Annotated in this window: 20 protein-coding genes and 2 pseudogenes; 10 read left to right on the forward strand and 12 right to left on the reverse strand. The window is 71.4% G+C overall.

All coding sequences use genetic code 11. The annotated features are described in order from the left end of the window. Positions 1 to 13: 13 nt before the first annotated feature. Entirely contained in the window at positions 14 to 913 is a 900-nt protein-coding gene (locus IH25_RS41260; protein ID WP_157846996.1) for a hypothetical protein, read from the forward strand. A gap of 346 nt (positions 914 to 1259) precedes the next feature. Here the strand turns inward: IH25_RS41260 and IH25_RS42380 are convergent. The 3 genes and pseudogenes from IH25_RS42380 to IH25_RS0120665 form a co-directional block, all read right to left on the reverse strand. After that, positions 1260 to 1619 (reverse strand): annotated as a pseudogene (locus IH25_RS42380) (hypothetical protein). Positions 1620 to 1955: 336 nt separating this feature from the next. Further along, a pseudogene (locus tag IH25_RS0120660) lies at positions 1956 to 2201 on the reverse strand (ATP-binding protein); the annotation flags it as partial. A 128-nt stretch (positions 2202 to 2329) separates the two neighbouring features. Further along, the gene (locus tag IH25_RS0120665; RefSeq protein WP_030612322.1) at positions 2330 to 3091 is read right to left on the reverse strand and encodes a phosphoglyceromutase; all 762 of its coding nucleotides are present in this window, start codon (positions 3089 to 3091) and stop codon (positions 2330 to 2332) included. Between the two features lie 171 nt (positions 3092 to 3262). On the opposite strand from IH25_RS0120665, the gene IH25_RS0120670 reads away from it, so the two are divergent. Together IH25_RS0120670 and IH25_RS0120675 are read left to right on the forward strand one after the other, a co-directional pair. Further along, the gene (locus IH25_RS0120670) at positions 3263 to 4564 is read left to right on the forward strand and encodes an MDR family MFS transporter (RefSeq protein WP_037655329.1); all 1302 of its coding nucleotides are present in this window, start codon (positions 3263 to 3265) and stop codon (positions 4562 to 4564) included. A 155-nt stretch (positions 4565 to 4719) separates the two neighbouring features. Further along, complete coding sequence (locus tag IH25_RS0120675) at positions 4720 to 5193, forward strand: carboxymuconolactone decarboxylase family protein (RefSeq protein WP_030612328.1); 474 nt, start codon at positions 4720 to 4722, stop codon at positions 5191 to 5193. Positions 5194 to 5236: 43 nt separating this feature from the next. On the opposite strand, the gene IH25_RS0120680 is transcribed toward IH25_RS0120675, so the two are convergent. Then, positions 5237 to 5713: a DUF2000 family protein gene (locus IH25_RS0120680; protein ID WP_209445345.1), complete on the reverse strand. Its 477-nt coding sequence runs from the start codon at positions 5711 to 5713 to the stop codon at positions 5237 to 5239. Here IH25_RS0120680 and IH25_RS0120685 point away from each other — a divergent pair. Together IH25_RS0120685 and IH25_RS0120690 are read left to right on the forward strand one after the other, a co-directional pair. After that, the gene (locus IH25_RS0120685; protein WP_030612334.1) at positions 5712 to 6512 is read left to right on the forward strand and encodes a helix-turn-helix domain-containing protein; all 801 of its coding nucleotides are present in this window, start codon (positions 5712 to 5714) and stop codon (positions 6510 to 6512) included. The genes IH25_RS0120680 and IH25_RS0120685 overlap by 2 nt on opposite strands. A 79-nt stretch (positions 6513 to 6591) precedes the next feature. Continuing rightward, positions 6592 to 7224 (forward strand): hypothetical protein, encoded by a 633-nt coding sequence (locus tag IH25_RS0120690; RefSeq protein ID WP_245172843.1) that lies wholly within the window; start codon positions 6592 to 6594, stop codon positions 7222 to 7224. Positions 7225 to 7240: 16 nt separating this feature from the next. Here the strand turns inward: IH25_RS0120690 and IH25_RS0120695 are convergent, their stop codons facing one another. Then, the gene (locus IH25_RS0120695) at positions 7241 to 7741 is read right to left on the reverse strand and encodes a type III secretion system chaperone family protein (protein WP_030612340.1); all 501 of its coding nucleotides are present in this window, start codon (positions 7739 to 7741) and stop codon (positions 7241 to 7243) included. Further along, positions 7734 to 9068, reverse strand: coding sequence for a D-inositol-3-phosphate glycosyltransferase (gene mshA, locus IH25_RS0120700; RefSeq protein ID WP_030612342.1), 1335 nt, complete (start codon positions 9066 to 9068; stop codon positions 7734 to 7736). Before mshA ends, IH25_RS0120695 begins: the two co-directional genes overlap by 8 nt. A gap of 199 nt (positions 9069 to 9267) precedes the next feature. Here mshA and IH25_RS0120705 point away from each other — a divergent pair, with 199 nt between their 5' ends. The 3 genes from IH25_RS0120705 to IH25_RS0120715 all read left to right on the forward strand — a co-directional run bounded on the left by IH25_RS0120705 (position 9268) and on the right by IH25_RS0120715 (position 12916). Beyond that, a complete protein-coding gene (locus tag IH25_RS0120705; protein ID WP_209445346.1) occupies positions 9268 to 10062 on the forward strand; it encodes a class I SAM-dependent methyltransferase in 795 nt (264 codons plus the stop codon). 199 nt (positions 10063 to 10261) lie between these two features. Beyond that, positions 10262 to 11335: a C40 family peptidase gene (locus tag IH25_RS0120710; protein ID WP_030612349.1), complete on the forward strand. Its 1074-nt coding sequence runs from the start codon at positions 10262 to 10264 to the stop codon at positions 11333 to 11335. A 279-nt stretch (positions 11336 to 11614) separates the two neighbouring features. Then, entirely contained in the window at positions 11615 to 12916 is a 1302-nt protein-coding gene (locus tag IH25_RS0120715; RefSeq protein ID WP_030612350.1) for a PP2C family protein-serine/threonine phosphatase, read from the forward strand. Positions 12917 to 13071: 155 nt separating this feature from the next. On the opposite strand, the gene IH25_RS0120720 is transcribed toward IH25_RS0120715, so the two are convergent. The 3 genes from IH25_RS0120720 to IH25_RS0120730 form a co-directional block, all read right to left on the reverse strand. After that, positions 13072 to 13428, reverse strand: a complete 357-nt coding sequence (locus tag IH25_RS0120720; RefSeq protein ID WP_037655358.1) for a DUF2516 family protein — start codon at positions 13426 to 13428, stop codon at positions 13072 to 13074. 96 nt (positions 13429 to 13524) lie between these two features. After that, positions 13525 to 14124, reverse strand: coding sequence for a hypothetical protein (locus IH25_RS0120725; RefSeq protein ID WP_030612356.1), 600 nt, complete (start codon positions 14122 to 14124; stop codon positions 13525 to 13527). Positions 14125 to 14204: 80 nt separating this feature from the next. After that, on the reverse strand, positions 14205 to 14693 hold the full coding sequence (locus tag IH25_RS0120730; RefSeq protein ID WP_030612360.1) for a helix-turn-helix domain-containing protein: 489 nt from the start codon (positions 14691 to 14693) through the stop codon (positions 14205 to 14207). A gap of 139 nt (positions 14694 to 14832) precedes the next feature. Here IH25_RS0120730 and IH25_RS42845 point away from each other — a divergent pair, with 139 nt between their 5' ends. Next, complete coding sequence (locus tag IH25_RS42845; protein WP_030612363.1) at positions 14833 to 15018, forward strand: DUF1737 domain-containing protein; 186 nt, start codon at positions 14833 to 14835, stop codon at positions 15016 to 15018. A gap of 215 nt (positions 15019 to 15233) precedes the next feature. Here the strand turns inward: IH25_RS42845 and IH25_RS0120745 are convergent, their stop codons facing one another. After that, positions 15234 to 15824 carry a TetR/AcrR family transcriptional regulator gene (locus IH25_RS0120745; RefSeq protein WP_030612366.1) on the reverse strand — a complete coding sequence of 197 codons (591 nt, stop codon included), beginning with the start codon at positions 15822 to 15824 and terminating at the stop codon, positions 15234 to 15236. Between the two features lie 85 nt (positions 15825 to 15909). On the opposite strand from IH25_RS0120745, the gene IH25_RS0120750 reads away from it, so the two are divergent. Continuing rightward, positions 15910 to 16809: an alpha/beta fold hydrolase gene (locus IH25_RS0120750; protein WP_030612369.1), complete on the forward strand. Its 900-nt coding sequence runs from the start codon at positions 15910 to 15912 to the stop codon at positions 16807 to 16809. 102 nt (positions 16810 to 16911) lie between these two features. Here the strand turns inward: IH25_RS0120750 and IH25_RS0120755 are convergent, their stop codons facing one another. Continuing rightward, positions 16912 to 17760: a putative RNA methyltransferase gene (locus IH25_RS0120755; RefSeq protein WP_030612372.1), complete on the reverse strand. Its 849-nt coding sequence runs from the start codon at positions 17758 to 17760 to the stop codon at positions 16912 to 16914. 345 nt (positions 17761 to 18105) lie between these two features. Next, positions 18106 to 19191 (reverse strand): FAD-dependent oxidoreductase, encoded by a 1086-nt coding sequence (locus IH25_RS0120760; RefSeq protein WP_030612375.1) that lies wholly within the window; start codon positions 19189 to 19191, stop codon positions 18106 to 18108. Positions 19192 to 19259 lie beyond the last annotated feature (68 nt).

The following is a 19259-nucleotide window of genomic DNA, read 5'->3' on the forward strand; positions in this document are numbered from 1 at the left end:
AAAGCTCAGGCAAATGCAAATGTCGAGAATTCCGGTCTTCGCCTTCGTGGAGGGGGTGAATGTCGATGGTTATGTGCACGGGCAGAACTGTGATCGCGCTCTTTCGCCATTGGGTGTTGAGTATCGACTTGCTCCAGCCAATGAGATACCTGGGGATGGTGGAGGTAAAACCCGCCTGAAGGCCTACTACTCCTACCTTATGGAGAATGGCTCTCTGGTTACGAGCTTCAAGGGTAAAGTCACCGTCACCCTGTTCTTTATGGATAAGGATGTCGATGATCGCCTAGGGTTGCTGATCAATTCGCCGCATGTTCTATACACATGGTTCTATGACGTGGAGAACCATGTATTCCATGAAGGGGACGTTGCTGAAGCGGTCGGCGCAAGTTGCAGCCTTGCCCCAAATTGGTGTCGCCAGGAGTTCGGGGGCCGTGGATCATGGCAGGAGTTTGCCGCTCGACTATGGATCGAATGGGTGCGACTCTGCTTCGCCGCCAAGACGCTCAAAATATCCGGCGCCGCAAACTACGGAAGACCCTCCGCAGTTAACCCCACTCCCCACCTGCCCGCCGATGATCAATTGGTGGCCGCGTTTTCAGCTAAGCTGAAGTCTGATGCGCAACAGGATGGCACTTCGGAAAGGCGCTGGAACGAGGCAAGGGGGATTGTCGATTCCGAGTACTCGACCGGAAGTTGGGATAAGGTATTCAAGGGTAAGTGGTATGCCCATATACTTTCGTCGCAAGTGCTAGCCAATAGCCCTAACAAGATCGATGCCAAGCATCTATCGGCTTCTTTGGTGAAGCATGTTGCGGCCACGATGCAGTTCGATAGCGCGTGGTCACTGGCTATGCAGCAGCAGATTCAGAAACTCGCCATTGCTAACGGTCTGTGCGCAGCGTCCGACGAGTAGCCGGAGGTCGGCGGAGCGGCTTTGGGCTGGAGCTGCTTTGGCGCGAGTGATCACGGCCCCGTAAGCTTGCGGCGCGTCGGGCAGTCTGTGGACCTGCCCGGTAAAGCACGACGTTGGGGCCATGATCTGCGAGGCTCGCGCCAAAGTGGCTGCCTAAAGCCGTGGAGCCGACCGCCCCAGCCACGACGTGCCCCTTCTCTGGGGGCAAGCGGCTGATTGCTGTGCGCGCGGCGCGGGCGCCGGCCGGGCTGGAGCGGGGCGGAGACAGGAGCGCAGGCCCGGCCGGGGGTCGGGCCGCGCGCGGGGAGCGGAGCGAGCCGCCTTGAACCTGTAGAGAAAGTTTGACTCAGTCTGTGGTGTGGGGCGTGAAGGTGTGGGCGCAGGCGGGGAGGTCGCTTCCTTGTCGGCGTGCGAGAGGGAGGAAGAGGACGGGACGACCGTCCAGGTCACGCGCATGTCGGCCTGGGTGATGGTCACCGTGCAGGGCTCGCCGGGTGTCGATCCGGCCGTCGTACAGCCATGTCCACGCCTCGTCGAAGGCGTCGGGGTCGAGTGCGGGGGGCAGCGTGCGCAGAGCCACTGCGATCCACCTATCGGCCTGGGCTGCCGAGTAGGCGTCGAAGGATGCCCGCAGTATCCGCCCTTGCTTGTCAGTGAGGTCTTCGGTCCAGCACTCGCACCAGTAACCGCGCGTGGGTTCCTTCACGAGGCGGCTCCCGGCGGGTAGACGACGAGGACGTAGCGGGTGTCCTGGTCGTAGAGGGTGAGCTGGTAGGCCGTGCCTGTGGCCAGGTAGGCGAGGACGCGTTCGTGCTCCTGGTCGTCGGTGAACCAGTGGCGGCCGGCCGGGCGTGGGCGGGGTCGAGCTGGTCGGTGATGTGGCTGGTGCGCTGCTGCAGCCAGCGCAGGGCGAGGCGGGCGTTGATGGTCCTGTATGAGCCCAGAGGGATCGCGCGGGTGTCGCCCAGAGGATAGGCGGCGGCCAGACAGCGGTAGGTCGCGTACCGCGCACCGATCCCTAAGGCATGAAGGACGCATGTCGTCAGCACGGGCGGCCTCCCGGCCGGCTGTTCGCGAGGAGTTCCGCGGTGATGGTGTAGCCGCCGTGGGCACTGTGGACGACGACCCGGTGGGCGAGGGCGCTGACCATGCCCAGTCCGCGGCCGTGCACCGCGTCCGCGTCCGGCTGCTCGATCCTCGGGGCGGTGCCCGCTCCGCCCTCATCGGTGACCGACACGGCAACCACCTGCGGGGAGGCGGCCAGGACCAGATGGAAGCTGCCGGTCTCTTCGAGGACTTCGCGCTGCAGGGCCCGGTCGGTCTCCTCCAGCACCTGACGGTCCAGAGACGGCCCGAGGCAGCGAAAAGCCCCCTACCCACGGAGACACCGCAGGCAGGGGGCTTACTCGCAGGCGGTTACTTCTTCTTGCCCTGGTTCTTGACCGCCTCGATGGCTGCTGCTGCCGCCTCGGGGTCCAGGTACTTGCCGCCGGGGGTGACCGGCTTGAAGTCGGGGTCCAGGTCGTAGGCCAGGGGGATGCCCGTGGGGATGTTCAGGCCCGCGATGTCGGCGTCGGAGATGCCGTCCAGGTGCTTGACCAGGGCGCGCAGGCTGTTGCCGTGGGCGGCGACCAGGACCGTGCGGCCGGTCAGGAGGTCGGGGACGATGGCGTCGTACCAGTAGGGGAGCATCCGGATGACGACGTCCTTCAGGCACTCCGTGCGCGGGCGCAGCTCCGGCGGGATCGTCGCGTAGCGCGGGTCGTGGGCCTGGGAGAACTCGGAGTCGTCCGACAGCGGCGGGGGCGGGGTGTCGTAGGAGCGGCGCCAGAGCATGAACTGCTCCTCGCCGAACTCGGCGAGCGTCGCCGCCTTGTCCTTGCCCTGGAGGGCGCCGTAGTGGCGCTCGTTCAGGCGCCAGGAGCGGTGGACCGGGATCCAGTGGCGGTCCGCGGCCTCCAGCGCCAGCTGGGCCGTGCGGATCGCGCGCTTCTGGAGGGACGTGTGGACCACGTCGGGCAGGAGACCGGCGTCCTTCAGAAGCTCGCCACCGCGGACTGCCTCCTTCTCGCCCTTCTCGTTCAGGTTGACGTCCACCCAGCCGGTGAACAGGTTCTTCGCGTTCCACTCGCTCTCGCCGTGGCGGAGGAGGATCAGCTTGTACGGTGCGTCGGCCATGGTCCTGAGCCTACCTAAGGAAAATCCGGGATGGGACGCGGGACGGGTGCCGGACGGGCATCGGCGACCCCGGTCGATTGACATGTTCCGCTAATTGAGTGGCGGGGGCCGTCCCGGCGTTCGTAAGGTGTCCTCGCCGGTTGGGCCGCTTACCGCTGTGGGGGAATCTCGATGTCACCAGTCCGTGTCAGACGTGCCGTCCGGGAGTCCGTCTCCGGGCTGCCGCGCGAGTTCTGGTGGCTGTGGACGAGTACGCTCGTCAACCGGCTCGGCGCCTTCGTCGCCACGTTCATGGCGCTCTACCTCACCCTCGACCGCGGCTACTCCGCCTCGTACGCCGGTCTCGTCGCCTCCCTGCACGGGCTCGGCGGGGTCGTCTCCTCGCTGGGCGGCGGGGTGATGGCCGACCGGCTCGGCCGGCGGCCCACGCTGCTGATCGCGCAGACCGCCACCGCCGCCTCCGTGGCGTTGCTCGGGTTCATGACCCACCCCGTCGCCATCGCCGGTGTCGCCTTCCTCGTCGGCATGGCCTCCAACGCCTCCCGGCCCGCCGTGCAGGCGATGATGGCCGACATCGTGCGGCCCGAGGACCGGGTGCGCGCGTTCTCCCTCAACTACTGGGCGATCAACCTCGGGTTCGCCGTCTCCTCCATGGCGGCCGGGTTCATCGCCGAGTTCAGCTATCTCGCCGGGTTCCTCATCGAGGCCGGGATGACCCTCGCCTGCGCGGTCGTCGTCTTCGCCAAGGTGCCCGAGTCGCGGCCGGCGCCCACCGCCCGGCAGGAGGGGGCGGAGATCGGCCTCGGCACGGTGCTGCGCGACGGGCGGTACATGGCCGTCGTCGGCCTGTCCTTCCTCGTCGCGCTGGTCTTCCAGCAGGGCTCGGTCGGGCTGCCCGTGGCCATGGGCCGGGCCGGGTTCTCCCCCGCCGACTACGGCCTGGCCATCGCCGTCAACGGCATCCTGATCGTCGCCCTCCAGATCCCCGTCACCCGGTTCATCGAGCACCGCGACCCGCGCACCCTGCTGGTCGTCTCCTCGCTGCTCGCCGGGTACGGCTTCGGGCTGACCGCCTTCGCCGGGTCGGTCGGTGTCTTCATGCTGACCGTCTGCGTGTGGACCCTGGCCGAGATCGTCAACGCCCCGACCCAGACCGGCCTGGTCGTCCGGCTCTCCCCGGTGCACGGCCGGGGGCGCTACCAGGGCGTCTACACCCTGTCCTGGTCCCTCGCGGCGCTGGTCGCGCCGCTGATGGCGGGCGCGGTCATCGACCGGTTCGGCGCCGGCTGGCTGTGGGGCATGTGCGCGGTGGTGGGGACGGGGGCCGGCCTGGGGTACGGCCTGCTGATGCGCCGGCTGCCGGCGGAACAGCCCGTCGGCCCCACGGCTCCGGCTCCGGCCCCGGGTCCGGGCCCCGCCCCGGCCGACACGGGATCGGGAGCAGGAACGGGAGCCGAGGTTCCTGCCGCCTGACCCGGCCCGGGCCCCGGCCCCGGCTCCCCCACCGACGCGGGCGGAGGCGCGCACCCGCCCGCACTGAGACCCAGGTCACACCCACCCATGTCACATCCCCGCGTCCGCGTCCGTCAGTGAGGTGAAAGCAAGCCACGACCCACCAGGAGCACACCATGGACGCTCGTCTCGACCTCTTCGCCAACCCGGTCATCGGCAAGGTCCTCCGGCACTTCAACGCCGCCGGGCAGGCGCTCGCGGAGTCCTCGCTGCCGGCCGCCACGCAGGAGCTGGTGAAGATCCGCGCCAGCCAGATCAACGGCTGCGGGTTCTGCACCGACATGCACACCAAGGACGCGGCGGCGGCCGGGGAGAGCGCCACCCGGCTGCACCTGGTCGCCGTCTGGCGGGAGGCCACCGTCTTCACCGAGGCCGAGCGGGCCGCGCTGGAGCTGGCGGAGCAGGGCACCCGGATCGCCGACGGCTCCGGCGGGGTCCCGGACGAGGTGTGGGCGAACGCCGCCCGGTACTACGACGAGGAGCAGCTCGGCGCCCTGGTCGCGCTCATCGCCCTGATCAACGCCTACAACCGCGCCAACGTCATCGTCCAGCAGCCCGCCGGCGACTACGTGCCCGGCATGTTCGGCTGAGCGCCCTGACGGGGGCGTCCACGCGCCGCCCGGCCGAGCGCGCTCACGGGTGCATCCGCGCGCCCTTCAGGACCTTGTCCACGACGTTCTTCGGGCCGTACACCGCCAGCCCCACCAGGTCCAGGCCGTCCGTCGGGACGGCCCGGACCGCCGCGCGGTTGTCGCGGTCGTTGCCCGTGGCGAACAGGTCCGAGGTGAACACCGCGCGCGGCAGGGCGCGGCTCAGCGCCCTGCCGTGGGCCGCCTTCAGGGTCTCCTTCGTGCCCTCGAAGACCAGCACGGGCTGGCGGAACATGGGCAGGTACGGCACGGCGTCCGCGTCCTCGTAGGGCTCCCCGATCACCTCGGGGGACGCGGTGCCCAGGCCGCTGACCAGGAAGGCGGTGACGTTCAGGCGCTGCCAGGGCTCCAGGTCCTCGCGCAGCAGTACGGCGATCTTCGTGTCGAAGCGGAGGGGTTCGGTGTTCATGGACCGAGACTCGCCTCCGGGACGCGGCCGGGTCTTGTACGTTTTTTGCATGACTGCCGGGCAGGACCTCGTCACCGCGTGGCGCCCCGGGGTGCCGGGCGTCACCGAGGTCTTCCACGCCCGCTTCACCGAGTACGCCTATCCGATGCACGTCCACGACGCCTGGACGCTGCTGATCGTGGACGACGGGGCCGTACGGTACGACCTCGACCGGCACCGGCACGGCACCCCGCACGACACCGTGTCGCTGCTGCCGCCGCACGTGCCGCACAACGGCTCCCCCGCGACGCCGGGGGGTTTCCGCAAGCGGGTCGTGTACCTCGACGCCGGCCGGCTCGGGGAGGAACTGATCGGTCCGGCCGTGGACTCCCCCGATCTGCGGGACCCCGTGCTCCGGGTACGGGTGGCCGGGCTGCACTCCGCCCTCGCCCGGCCCGGTGACGAACTGGAGGCGGAGAGCAGGCTGACGCTGGTCGCGGAGCGGCTGCGGCTCCATCTGCGGCCGCGCGCCGGTGCGCCACGCCGGTTCCGGGACCCGGTACTCGCCCGCCGGCTGCGGGAGTTGCTGGACGCCCGGGTGGTTGCCGGCGTCTCCCTGGAGGAGGCCGCGCGGTCGCTGCACGCCCATCCGGCCCATCTGGTAAGGGCGTTCAGCGGTGCGTACGGCATCGCACCGCACCAGTACCTGATGTCCCTGCGGGTCGGACGGGCCCGGCGGCTGCTGCTCGACGGGGTGCCGCCGGGCGAGGTCGCGCCGGCCGCCGGCTTCTACGACCAGGCTCATCTCACGCGGCACTTCCGGAAGTTGGTCGGCACCACCCCCGGGCGCTACCGGAACAGCGCCCGCTGAGCCCGGGAACGCGCGGCGGTGGGCGCGGGGTTCGGCGGAAGCCTCCCGTCCGCCGATCACCGCTGGTTAGCCTCCCCGCATGGCTGACACACCTGAAGCACAGGACACACAGACCACCGGCACCTCGTCCGCCCCCGCCCGCGCGGTGCGGTTCAGACGCGTCTCGCTCACCGTCGCGGGTGCCGCCGCCCTGGTCGCCGTCGGCGTCGGCGTGGCGCTCGCGGCCCCTTCGGACGAGGCCCCCCGTCAGGGTCGCGGGGTCGCGGCCACCGTCCCGCCGGACTCGGACACCGGGGGCACGTCCTCCGGCGGTTCGTCCGACGGCACGTCGACCGACGGCGGCCTGTTCTACGGCGGTACGTCCGACGGCGGGAGCACGTCCGGCAGCGGGAGCACGTCCGACGGCGTCCCCGAGGAAGGATCCGTCGCCGGCTCCGGCAGCACCGGCGGTCTCGTCGACGGAGGCGGCAGTGACGGCGGCGCCAACGCGGGCGCCGACGGCGGCAGCGAACCGAGCCCGACCGGTCCGGCCCCCACGGACGGGCCCTCCGGGACGGCGGGCCTGGAGGAGCTGAACCGGCGTATCACGGAGCTGGACAAGAAGGTCGACCAGCTGCCCACCAAGAAGGAACTGGCCGATGCCCTGCGGGCGTTCGCCGACGAACTCGACCACGGCGCCACGCCCCCGACGCCCACGCCCGACCCGTCCTGAGCCCTGGGGGCCCGCCTCAGTTCTCCGGGCGTTCGATCAGGTGCGTGAACGCCGCCAGGTTCCGGGTGGACTCGCCGCGGGCCACCCGCCAGGCGTACTCCTTGCGGATCGAGGAGGCGAAGCCGAGCTCCAGCAGCGTGTTGAAGGCGCCGTCGGCCGCCTCCAGGATCTGGCCGAGGAGGCGGTCGACCTCGTCCGGGGTGACGGAGGCGAGCGGGAGGCGGGCGGTGACGTAGATGTCGCCGAGGCGGTCCACCGCGTAACTCACGCCGTACAGCTTGAGGTTGCGCTCCAGCAGCCAGCGGTGGACGCCGGTCTCGTTCTCGTCGGGGTGGCGGATGACGAAGGCGTTCAGCGACAGGGAGTGGCGGCCGACGAGGAAGGAGACCGTCGTGGACAGCTTGCGGGTGCCGGGGAGCTGGACGACGTAGTTCCCGGGCGCGGGGCACTCCCACTCCAGCTCCGCGTCCTTGAAGACGCCCTCCAGGATCTGCCCGGCCTTCTCGACATCAGCCATGGTGGGAGCGTACGCGACGGCGGTGGGACTGGGTCGCGGCCGTGTAGACGTCGGCGGTGGCGGCGGCGGCCGTACCCCAGCCGAAGGACTGGGCGTGCCGGGCGGCGGCCCGGCCCATGCGCTCGGTGAGGTCGGGGTGGTCGGCGAAGCGGCCCAGCACCCGCGCGTAGTCGGCCGGGTCGTGGCCTTGGACGAGGAAGCCGGTCTCGCCGTCGCGCACGGCCACCGGCAGCCCGCCGACCGCGGCCGCGAGCACCGGGGTGCCGGCCGCCTGCGCCTCGATGGCGACCAGGCCGAAGGACTCGCTGTGCGACGGCATGACCAGCACGGACGCGGCCCGGAACCAGTCGGCCAGCTGTTCCTGCCCGACCGGCGGCCGGAACCGCACCACGTCCGCGATGCCCAGCCGGGCCGCGAGCTTCTGCAGCCCCTCCGGTTTGGCGAGCCCGCTGCCGCTGGGGCCGCCGACGACCGGGACGACCAGCCGGGAGCGCAGCTCGGGGCGGTGCTCCAGCAGCACGGCCACGGCGCGCAGCAGCACGTCCGGCGCCTTCAGCGGCTGTATGCGGCCCGCGAAGAGCGGGATCAGGGCGTCCTGGGGCAGGCCGAGGCGGGCGCGGGCGGCGGCGCGGCCGTCGGCGGCGCGGAAGCGGTCGAGGTTGACGCCGGGGTGGACCACGGCGACCTTCGCGGGGTCGGCCGCGTAGTGCCGGACCAGTTCGCCGGCCTCCTCGGCGGTGTTGGCGATGAGCCGGTCGGCGGCGGCCACGATCTGGGTCTCGCCGATCACCCGGGCGGCGGGCTCGGGGGTGTCGCCCTCGGCCAGGTTGGCGTTCTTGACCTTGGCCATGGTGTGCATGGCGTGCACCAAGGGCACGCCCCAGCGCTGGGCGGCGAGCCAGCCGACGTGCCCGGAGAGCCAGTAGTGGGAGTGGACGAGGTCGTAGTGGCCGGGGCGGTGACCGGCCCACGCCTGCATCACCCCGTGGGTGAAGGCGCACAGCTGGGCCGGGAGGTCCTCCTTGGCCAGGCCCTCGTAGGGGCCCGCGTCGACGTGCCGGACGAGGACGCCGGGGGCCAGCTCGACGGCGGGGGGCAGGCCGCCGGTCGTGGCCCGGGTGAAGATCTCGACCTCGATGTCGATCTCGGCGAGCCGCTGGGCCAGCTCCACGATGTAGACGTTCATGCCGCCCGCGTCGCCGGTGCCGGGCTGGTGGAGCGGGGAGGTGTGCACGGAGAGCATGGCGACCCGCCGGGGTCTGCGGTACAGCCGGAGCCGGGAGGCCGACGGGGAGCGTCGCCCGAGCCTGCTGACGTACTGGCTCACGTGGCGGACCTCCTTGATGCGGGCATGCCGTAGGAGGGCCCACCTGCGCCCTCCCCAGGTCTCCAACAGCGCGCGGGTGCCCTGCCATTTCCCGATCAAGCGGCTTTGCCGAATCATTACCTGTTTTCGCTCAACGGTTCGATTACGGGCCGCGTCGGCCGGGGCATTCCGAAGAAGGCCGCCCCTTACCCTCGTATCCATGAGAACCCCCGCGACGTCCCGGCCGGTGGGCACGGTGACGCGCGGGACGACCAATCCCAACCGGCTGCGCCGCATGGACCGCTGGATCGCGGCCACGCACGGCACCGCGCTGCGCCGCGCGAGCGACCCCGTGGCCGTCGACCTGGGCTACGGCGCCGCGCCCTGGACCGCCGTGGAGCTGCTGGCCCGGCTGCGCACGGCGGCGCCCCGCACCCGCGTGGTCGGCATCGAGATCGAACCCGCCCGGGTCGCGGCGGCGCGGCCGTACGAGCGCGAGGGCCTGGTCTTCCGGCACGGCGGCTTCGAGGTGCCGGTGCCCGGGCGGCCGGCGCTGATCCGGGCCGCGAACGTGCTGCGCCAGTACGACGAGGCCGAGGTCGCCCCGGTGTGGCGGCAGCTGTGCGCGCGGCTCGCCCCGGGCGGGCTGCTGGTGGAGGGCACCTGCGACGAGATCGGCCGCCGCCACGTGTGGGTGGCGCTCGGTCCCGAGGGCCCCCGCACGGTCACCTTCGCCACCCGGCTGGGCTCCCTGGAGCGCCCCTCCGACCTCGCCGAGCGGCTGCCGAAGGCGCTGATCCACCGCAACGTCCCGGGCGAACCGGTGCACGCCTTCCTGCGCGACTTCGACCGCGCCTGGGCCGCCGCCGCGCCCTACGCCTCCTACGGCGCCCGCCAGCGCTGGATGCGCGCGGTACGGGACCTGACCGCCGACTGGCCGGTGACGGACGCCCCGTCCCGCTGGCGGCAGGGCGAAGTCACCGTGTCCTGGGCGGCGTTGGCACCGTTGGACTGACGGCCGGCCGAGCCTGACGCACCCGGGGGAACGCATCCGGCGTCTCGTTCGTCACACGGGGCGGGGTGATCGCCGTACCCGGCGGCCGGCCGGGGCATCCGGTTTGCCCGACGGCCTCTGTCGCTTTGCGCGCGACCGTGGCACGATCCCTCAGACGACCGTAAGTTACTGACGGTAAATCAGTTTGGGGGAAACAGGTATGGGTTCGGGCAAGCGCGGCCTGCTCACGGCCGCCCTGACCGTGGTCTGCGCGGTGACCGTCCTCGCGGCACCCGGCACGGCGTTCGCGGCCCCCGCACCCGTGCCCACGCCCACACCGGCGCCGACTCCCCTGCCGGACAAGGACCTCGAGGAGGTCCGCGCCAAGCTCGACAAGCTCTACCATGACGCGTCCGTGGCCACCGACGCCTACAACGCGGCCGAGGAGAAGGCGGAGAAGCAGTCCGCCGAGATCGTGGAGCTGGACCGGAAGATCGACCAGGGGCAGCGGCGGCTGGACGGGCTGAAGGACCGGGCGGGCGCGGCGGCCCGGGACCAGTACCGCACGGGCGGCCTGTCCTCCACCGCCCGGTTCCTGCTCACCGACGACCCCGGACGGTTCCTCGACGGCGCCGGCCGGGTGCTCCAGGGCCAGCGGGCGGCCACCGGGCTGATGGCCGAGATGTCCCGTACCCAGAAGGAGTTGCGGGCCTACGCCGACGACGCCTCCGCCCAGTGGAAGCGGCTGGAGGTCAACCGCAAGGCCAAGGCCGCCGCCAAGAAGAAGATCGAGCAGCAGATCGACGCGGCGGAGGAGCTGCAGTCCCGGCTGGAGAAGAAGGAGAAGGAGCGCCTCGCCGAGCTGGAGCGACAGGCCGCGCGGAAGGCCCAGACCGCCTGGCTGGACACCGGGGTCCTGAAGGACGCCCACGACCAGGCCTCCGCGCCGGGCGAGAAGGCCGTGAAGTTCGCCGCCGAACAGCTCGGCAAGCCGTACGTGTGGGGCGCCGAGGGCCCGGACTCCTTCGACTGCTCCGGCCTGACCTCCCAGGCCTGGGCCGCGGCCGGGCACCCGGTCCCGCGCACCTCGCAGGAGCAGTGGCGGCAGCTGCCGCACGTGGACGTCGAGGACATGCGCCCCGGCGACCTCGTCATCTACTTCGACGACGCCAGCCATGTCGCCCTGTACATCGGCGACGGCAGGATCATCCACGCCCCGCGCCCCGGCCGTACGGTGACGGAGGCGGGCGCCGGTTCCATGCCGATCCTGGGTGTCGTACGACCGGACGCGTGACGCACGCCGCAACTCGCCCCGCCCCGCCCACGCCCGGTGACCCGGGTCACGTGACCCACCGCACGGCCAACTCCCGCCGGACGTGAGCTTCGTCATCCCGGACGGGCCGCCATCGTGTCCAACTGCGGTACGGAACGCGGCATATGACGACGGCGGACGGCGGAGCGACCCGGCTCACACCATTCCGTCGGGGCGGTCCCAGCCGCTATGGTCACCGGTCGGTGGGTCGAGACCCTCGATGCCGCCGTGCCCTCGGGGGGAGGGAAGGAACCCAAGACGATGCCCGTACCCGTACCGCGGCAGAGAGCGATCCCGGCCGTGGAGAGTGGTCAGGCGCAGGCCCCGCAGGCCGTCGGCGGCCCCCTCAAGGAAGAGGCGCACCGCGACGCGACGCCCGCGCACGGCACCGGCGCCACTCTCACCCTGCTGCTGATCGAGGACGATCCGGCCGGCTCGCCGATCGTGCCCGATCTGCTGGACTCGGCCGGCAAGCCGATCCGCGTGCGCACCGCCCGCAACCTCACCGAGGCCGAGCGGCTGCTCACCGACGACGTCCACTGCATCCTGCTGGACCTGGCCCTCCCGGCGCCGGGCGGCGACGACACCGACGACGAGCTGGCCGTGCTCCGGCACGTGCTGCGGCTCGCGCCCCGGCACGCCGTGCTCGCGCTGACCGCCTCCGGCGACGCCGAGCGCGGCGCCGAGGCCGTGCGCGTGGGCGCCCAGGACTACCTGTTCCGGGACGAGCTGGACGGCCGGCTGCTCAGCCGCGCCATCCGCTACGCCGTGGAGCGCAAGCGTTCCGAGACGGCCGAGCGGCGGCTCGCCGAGGGCCGGCTGCGCGCGCAGGAGAACCGCCGCCTGGAGCGCGGTCTGCTGCCCACCCCGCTGCTGGACGGCTCCTCGCTGCGGTTCGCCGCCCGCTACCGGCCGGGCCGCTCCCGGGCCCTGCTCGGCGGCGACTTCTACGACGCCGTGCGCACCCCGGACGGCACCGTGCACGCCATGATCGGCGACGTCTGCGGGCACGGCCCGGACGAGGCCGCGCTGGGCGTGGAGCTGCGCATCGCCTGGCGGGCGCTGACCCTGGCCGGGCTGTGCGGGGACGAGCTGCTGAACACCCTCCAGCAGGTGCTGGAGCACGAGCGCGCCGACGAGGAGATCTTCGCGACGCTGTGCACGGTGGACATCGCCCCGGACGGCCGCCGCGCGGGCCTGTGCCTGGCGGGCCATCCGGCGCCGCTGATCGCCCGCCCCGGCCGGGCGCCGCGGCTGCTGCCCTACGAGAACAACGGCCCCGCCCTGGGCCTGCTGCCCGGCGCCCGCTGGCCCCGGATGCAGGTGGAGCTGGGCGCCGAGTGGAGCCTGATGCTCTACACCGACGGTCTGATCGAGGGCCGGGTCGGCGTGGACGGGGAGCGGCTGGGTCAGGACGGCATGGTGGAGATGATCCGCCGGCAGCTGGCCGAGGGGCTGCGCGGGGAGGAACTGCTGCGGGCCGCGGTGCACGAGGTCCGGGAGCTGAACGGGGGCGAGCTGACGGACGACGTGGCCGTGGTGCTGCTGGACCGGGCGGCGTAGGGGTTTCGCCGTCGGGCCGGCGCGCCGTTGCCGGGGACGGGGGCGGGTGCGTGGCGGCCGGGGCGGGTGCGTGGAGGCTGTGCGCGCCCACATGGCGGAGTGTCGATACGGCCGGCCCGCACCCGGCGCTCGGCAGGCGCCCTCGCCGGAGGCCGCTACCGGCCGCCGTTCCACGGCCCGTACGGACCGTCGCTGCTGCTCCCCCGGCCGCGGCGGCCCCAGCCGCGGCCGCCGCCGACCTGCTGGAGGGCGGGGCGGACGTCGACGAGGTAGACGATGCTGGCGACCGCGCCGGCGATCGGCAGGATGGACAGGATCGAGAACAGATAGCTGACCACGAGCGCGATGCCGAGGATGATCAGCCAGAAGACCTTGTTCTGCTTGTCGGCGGCGCGGAAGGCGTCCTCCCGCCGGAACGCGGCGTCGAACAGCCCGACCGCGGCCAGGGCCATGAGGATGATCTTCAAGATGCCCATGAACCCCGCGAAGCCCAGCATCAGCATGTCGCCCACCATCCGTCGATTTCGCGATCCCCTGCTACGCCGCCACCGTACCCATAGAACGGGCCGGACACCCCCAAGGTGCCCGGCCCGTGCCCGTCCGGCCGGTCACTCTCCCTTGGCCGACGGCGTGGTCTTCTTCCCGGTGGTGGTCTTGCGGGCGGCCGGCGGCTTCCGCACCGCGGACTTCTGCTCCGCGGCGGGCTCCGCCGTCGTCCCGGCCGGCTTCGGCTCGTCGTCGTGGACCGCGACCGGCTCGGGCTTGCCCTCGACGACGATCGCCAGGTCCTCGATCTCCTCGGCGGCCTCGCCGCGCCAGGTCTTCACGGCCTGTTCGCCGTGCTCGGCCACCTTCTCGTAGGTCTCGCGGGCCTTGACGGCGTACTCGGCGGCGACGCCGACCCCGCGCAGGGCGAGGTCCTGGGCGGTCTCGCCCAGCTTCTTCACGTCGAGGGCGCCGATGAGCTCGCCGACCTTGGCCTGAAGGGTCGCCTGCGCCTCCTTGGCGCGGGCGGCGGCCTTCTCCTGCACGGCCTTGGGGTCGGTGTTGCGTACGGCGTCGATGCGGGCCGGGGCCTCGACGCGCAGCTGCTCGACCAGGGCCGGCACCTTCTTGGCCTGCTGAAGCGCCAGATCGGCGGTGCCGGCGGCGAAGTAGAGCGGGGTCGGGTCGCTGAGGGTCTTGCGCAGGTCGTCGGTGATGGCCATGGTGGGGATCCTCCCGGATCGGATTCGCGTTCGGCTGGGTTGACGAGGTCCGCGGCGGGCGTCCGAGCCCTGGTCCGGCTTTATCCGGCCGTCCGCCGCCGGCCCGCGTCGGTGTCGCTTCCGGCGGCATCGCCTCCGCCGGCCGTACTGCTGCCGCCGCCGGTTCCCTGGTCCGCGGCGCCGTCCCCGTCCCGCGCCGGTCCGGCCCCCTCGCCGGTCCCGAGTCCGTTCTCCTTGCGGAAGGACTCGTAGATCTGGAGCAGCACCTGCTTCTGCCGCTCGTTGAGCGAGGGATCGGCGAGGATGACGGCGCGCGTCTCGACCTCGTCCCGGTCCCGCTCGGCGTCGAGGATGCCGGCGCGGACGTACAGCGTCTCGGCGGAGATGCGCAGGGCCTTGGCGACCTGCTGGAGCACCTCCGCGCTGGGCTTGCGCAGTCCGCGCTCGATCTGGCTCAGGTACGGGTTGGACACCCCGGCGGCGTCGGCGAGCTGCCGCAGCGACAGCTGGGCGTTCCGCCGCTGCTCGCGCAGGTACTCACCGAGATTGCCGACGTTCAGCGATGCCATGCCTCCACCATGCCCACCCTCGCTAACTTTTGCAAGCACCTGCTTGCAAAAGTGTGTCGCAGGTGGTGGGGAGCGATTGAGTTCGGGGCATGTCGGCTCGCCGGATCGGTTGGCGGGTGAGCCTGAGATCCTTCTCCTCATGAGCACACCACCAGACGGATTGCCTGTCTACCGAGTCCTGACCGGCCCAGACGATGCCGCGTTCTGCCAACGTGTGAGCGAAGCGATTGGTCTCGGCTACGAACTGCACGAAGGTCCCGCCGTCACCTTCAACGGTGAGAACGTCATCGTCGCCCAGGCCCTGGTCTGGCCGGCACTGCCGTAGCGACCGTGAGAGTGGCGGTGGTCGCGATCGGCCCCTGACGTGAGAAGAGCCGCACGGGTTGGGTGAGTTGTGACGCTCACCCGGGCCCGTGCGCTACCGACTGCCGGTCACGCTGGTCCGCCTGCGGCCGAACCTGCCGCACGCCGCCCTCGCGCAGTTGTACGGGGGTCGACCGCTCCACCGTCTCCGCGGCCATCCGCGAGGTCCGCCCGCTGCTATCCGGCCGGTCTCAGCGCCCGCGCGAGCGCGTCGACGGTCACGTCGACGATCGCCCGGAGTTGCTCCGGGCTCGACCCGGCCCTCCCCATCACCGCGAGGGACTGGTTCACGGCCGCTATGTGTACGGCGAAGTCCTCGGCGTTCCCGTCGGACATTCCGCCGGCCTTCAGCGCGGTGCGCAGGCGCGGGCGCTGGAGGCCGAACAACTCCTTGACACGCTCCGCGACGCCCGGGCTGAGCGCCGGACTCGCCATGACCGACTGGGCCATCAGGCATCCGTCGGGCACGGCGGGATCGGCGATGCGCCCCAGGGTGACGTCGAAGAACGCGCGGACGGCGGCGACGGGGTCCTCGGCCGCGCACGACAGGGCGGCGTCGTACTTGGCGCCGTAGCGCGTGGCGTAGCGATCCAGGCAGCGAAGGAAGAGCGCGTCCTTGTCGCCGAGCGAGGAGTAGATCGAGCTGCGGTTCAGGCCGGTCGCCCGGGACAGGTCGTCGAGCGAGGTGTCGGCGTAGCCGGAGCGCCAGAACTGGATCATCGCGGCGTCGAGCACCGTGTCCATGTCGAACTGCTTCTTGCCTGCCATGCGACCCATCCTCGCATCTTGAACTAATCAGTTCAAGACGTGCTAGCGTCGCATCACGGTCCACGCGCCTCGATGGAGGATTCCCATGACCAACCCCGTCCCCGCCCTGCCCCCGCACGACCTGGCCGGATTCACGCACCGCTGGGTCGACGCCGACGGCGTCCGCCTGCACGCCGTCGAAGGCGGCCGGCCGGACGGACCGGCCGTCGTCCTGCTCACCGGGTTCCCGCAGACGTGGTGGGCCTGGCGAAAGGTCATGCCCGCTCTCGCCGACCGGTTCCGGGTCATCGCGATCGACCTGCCGGGCCAAGGCAACTCCGAGCATCCGGAGCTCGGCTACGACACGCACACGGTCGCCGCGCACATCCAGGCCGGCGTGACCGCTCTCGGCGTGCGGGACTACTGGCTCGCCGGGCACGACATCGGCGCCTGGGTCGCCTTCTCCCTCGCCCTGAACCACGAGAGCCGACTGCACGGGGTCGCGCTGCTCGATGCCGGAATTCCCGGTATCACCATGCCGGAAGCGATCCCCCTCGACCCGGCTGTGGCGTTCAAGACCTGGCACTTCGCGTTCCACGTGGTGCCCGGCCTGCCCGAGACGCTGATAGCCGGCCGCGAGCGGGAGTACGTCAGCTGGTTCCTGAGGACCAAGTCCCTCGCGTCCGACGCGTTCGAGGAGGCAGAGCTCGACCACTACGGCGCGGCCCTCGCCGTCGACGGCGGCCTGCGCACCGGCCTCGCCTACTACCGCGACGCCGCCGAGTCCGCGCGCAAGAACCGCGCGGCACTCGAGCGACGGCGGCTGACCGTGCCCGTCCTCGGAATCTCCAGCAGCCACGGCTCGATCCCGGATATGGCGGCCTCCCTCAGCCCGTGGGCCGAGAACGTGACCGGCGTCCTCGTGCCCGACGCCGGTCACTACATCCCCGAGGAACAGCCCGAGGCCGTCGCCGCCGCCCTCACCGACTTCTTCAGCGGCCGTTAGCGCTCAGCAGGAGGGCGATCTCCCTTGCTGCCGACGGACAAGGCCGCGGCCATGGAAGTGCCGGCCGACCTCGGCAAGATGCGGGAGGCGTGCCGCCCGTCGTCACCGAGGCCGGTAGGAGGTGGCGAGCACGGAGACGGTGACCCGGGCGGGCAGGGGGCCCTGATCGGCCAGGTCCGCGTGGGTCAGGTGGCGTGCGCTCGGTGTCATCCCCACCAGGTCGATGGCTTCCTGCCTGGTGAGAGAAGCGGTGTATTCCACGTGCCGGGTACCGGTGGCCTCGAAGCAGGGGTCCAGCGTCTGTCGCAGGCGCTGTTCCTTGTCCGGGTCGATCGTGACCATCGCGGGGATCCGGCCCCGCAGCTCGGCCAGGTGCCGCTCGGTGGGGCGCACCACGATCAGCCGGCCGGCCGGACGCAGCACCCGGTGGAATTCGGACGGGTTGCGCGGGGCGAACACGTTCAGCAGGACGTCGACCGTGCTGTCGCCCAGGGGGAAGGGGCGGAAGACGTCCCAGCTCGCGGCGGCGGCTCGCGGATGGCTCCGGGCCGCCGAGCGCAGGGCGCGTACCGACGTGTCCAGCCCGAGGCCGCGGGCGCCGGGCAGTCGATCGAGGACGCCGGCCAGGTAGTAGCCGGTGCCGCAGCCGATGTCCACGACCGTACCCCGAGCGGGCAGGGCGTCGGCTGCCAGGCGGGTCAGGGTCTCGCTGATGGGGGCGTACCCGCCGGTGGACAGGAACCGGGTCCGGGCCTGGACCATGGCCGCGTCGTCACCGCTGGTGGCGCGGATGCCGGTCAGGAGGCTGACGTAGCCCTGACGTGCGATGTCGAAGGTGTGGCCCGACGGGCAGCGCAGTGAGCCGTGGCCGGGGCGGAGACGGGCGCGGCACACCGGGCAGCGCAGCACGTCGAGGAACGGTTCGAGGGCAGGGGGAAGCAGCGCGGGCACGAGGCACTCCTGGCAACGGTGAAGGGAAGGGACCGTGCCTGTACGCGCTCTCGGGAACCGCTGTCTTCAGGAAGAAGGAGCCCGGCTTCGCGCCGCCTCGGTGCGGGCGGCGCAAGGAAGAGGGATCACGCGACAGGCACACCAAGGAGGGCGACGCCGTACGGCATCGCCCTCAACGCCTCGCGATCACAGAGCCTGGGTGTGCTGGGTCCACATGCCCCCACCTTACGAGGCCCTGTGCGGGATCCTCGAGGCCTTTCCCGGTCTCGCCGTCAGCCTGATCGCCTACCGCCACGTCCCACACCTGCGGTGAAGTCTCCGGCCCGTCCGGTTGCTGTGGGTCGGTCAGTACGGTGTGTATTCGGGGTAGTAGGCCGCGGCGGCGGTCGCCGTGTCGATGTTCCGCGGGAAGAGCGCGGCTTCGTAGGCGCGGATGGCCGCGTCGACGTTCTCGGGCTGTCGGGCAATGGCGTTGCCGAGCTGACCCGCGTCGAAGAGTGCCCAGTTCGCCCCTTCGCCGTCCGGCGGAGCCAGGTGGGCGGCGTCTCCGATGAGCGTGGCCCCGGGTACGTGTTCCCAGCGGTGTCCGATCGGCAGCCCGTACAAGGGGCGGAAGACCGGCGGAATGTCGCTGTCCGCGACCAGGGCGACGAGCTCCGGCGCCCACCCCTCGAACATCGCCGCGACCGTACGGGCGGCCGCAGGGCCGTCATCGAAGTCGATGCCGGCGAACCAGTCGAGCGGCTGGTCGAACATGGCGTAGGAGTGCAAGGTGTCCGCGCGCTCGCGCTGCACGCCGAGACCGATGCGAGTGGTTTCGTCGTAGGCGGTCATCGACCCGCTACCGACCAGCTCCAGGGTGGCAGGGTGCCGGGTGCCGCTCTCGTACAGGTACGTCTCGATCATCGAGCGTCCGGCATAGGCCGGCGTGGCGTCGGAGAGCAGCGGCCGGACCTTCGACCAGGCGCCGTCGGCACCGACGAGGATGTCGGTGGCGATCGTCGATCCGTTGGCGAAGGTCACTTCGTGACGACCGTCGGCGAGGGTCCGGACGCTTCGAGTCCTGTGGCCCCAGACGACTGTGCCGGGGGGCAGGGATTCCAGCAGCAACTGCCGAAGCTCGCCACGCTGCACCTCGGGGCGGCCTCCGGCGGGGTCATCGGGCCGGTCCGCCAGGATGGTGCCGTCAGGTGCCACATCGCGGGACGCCTGGCGGCCTTCGAGGACGAGGGACCGGAAGCCGTTCATCAGGCCGGCGGCACGGATGGCGTGCTGTCCGTTGTAGTCGTGGATGTCGAGCATCCCGCCTTGGCCCCGGGCCCGAGCGGACGCTTCCGCTTCGTACACCGTGGACGCGATGCCGTGAACCGCCAGGGTTCGTGCCAGGGTCAGCCCCGCAAGACCGGCACCGATGATCGTGATCTGGGTCATACCTGGATTCCTTACTGCTGCTGGAGGAACCGGCGGTCCTGCCCGCAAGGCTCCCGGCCGCCGTGCGG

The organism is Streptomyces achromogenes subsp. achromogenes (genome assembly GCF_000720835.1).
Classification (GTDB): Bacteria; Actinomycetota; Actinomycetes; order Streptomycetales; family Streptomycetaceae; genus Streptomyces; species Streptomyces achromogenes.

Coding starts and splice junctions, on each gene's coding strand:
- IH25_RS0120690 (WP_245172843.1), top strand. CDS start 6,592: ATGGCTGACACACCTGAAGCACAGGACACACAGACCACCGGCACCTCG.
- IH25_RS0120665 (WP_030612322.1), bottom strand. CDS start 3,091: ATGGCCGACGCACCGTACAAGCTGATCCTCCTCCGCCACGGCGAGAGC.
- IH25_RS0120715 (WP_030612350.1), top strand. CDS start 11,615: ATGCCCGTACCCGTACCGCGGCAGAGAGCGATCCCGGCCGTGGAGAGT.
- IH25_RS0120685 (WP_030612334.1), top strand. CDS start 5,712: ATGACTGCCGGGCAGGACCTCGTCACCGCGTGGCGCCCCGGGGTGCCG.
- IH25_RS0120725 (WP_030612356.1), bottom strand. CDS start 14,124: ATGGCCATCACCGACGACCTGCGCAAGACCCTCAGCGACCCGACCCCG.
- IH25_RS0120695 (WP_030612340.1), bottom strand. CDS start 7,741: ATGGCTGATGTCGAGAAGGCCGGGCAGATCCTGGAGGGCGTCTTCAAG.
- IH25_RS42845 (WP_030612363.1), top strand. CDS start 14,833: ATGAGCACACCACCAGACGGATTGCCTGTCTACCGAGTCCTGACCGGC.
- IH25_RS41260 (WP_157846996.1), top strand. CDS start 14: ATGCAAATGTCGAGAATTCCGGTCTTCGCCTTCGTGGAGGGGGTGAAT.
- IH25_RS0120670 (WP_037655329.1), top strand. CDS start 3,263: ATGTCACCAGTCCGTGTCAGACGTGCCGTCCGGGAGTCCGTCTCCGGG.
- IH25_RS0120730 (WP_030612360.1), bottom strand. CDS start 14,693: ATGGCATCGCTGAACGTCGGCAATCTCGGTGAGTACCTGCGCGAGCAG.
- IH25_RS0120760 (WP_030612375.1), bottom strand. CDS start 19,191: ATGACCCAGATCACGATCATCGGTGCCGGTCTTGCGGGGCTGACCCTG.
- IH25_RS0120710 (WP_030612349.1), top strand. CDS start 10,262: ATGGGTTCGGGCAAGCGCGGCCTGCTCACGGCCGCCCTGACCGTGGTC.
- IH25_RS0120680 (WP_209445345.1), bottom strand. CDS start 5,713: ATGCAAAAAACGTACAAGACCCGGCCGCGTCCCGGAGGCGAGTCTCGG.
- IH25_RS0120750 (WP_030612369.1), top strand. CDS start 15,910: ATGACCAACCCCGTCCCCGCCCTGCCCCCGCACGACCTGGCCGGATTC.
- IH25_RS0120745 (WP_030612366.1), bottom strand. CDS start 15,824: ATGGCAGGCAAGAAGCAGTTCGACATGGACACGGTGCTCGACGCCGCG.
- IH25_RS0120705 (WP_209445346.1), top strand. CDS start 9,268: ATGAGAACCCCCGCGACGTCCCGGCCGGTGGGCACGGTGACGCGCGGG.
- IH25_RS0120675 (WP_030612328.1), top strand. CDS start 4,720: ATGGACGCTCGTCTCGACCTCTTCGCCAACCCGGTCATCGGCAAGGTC.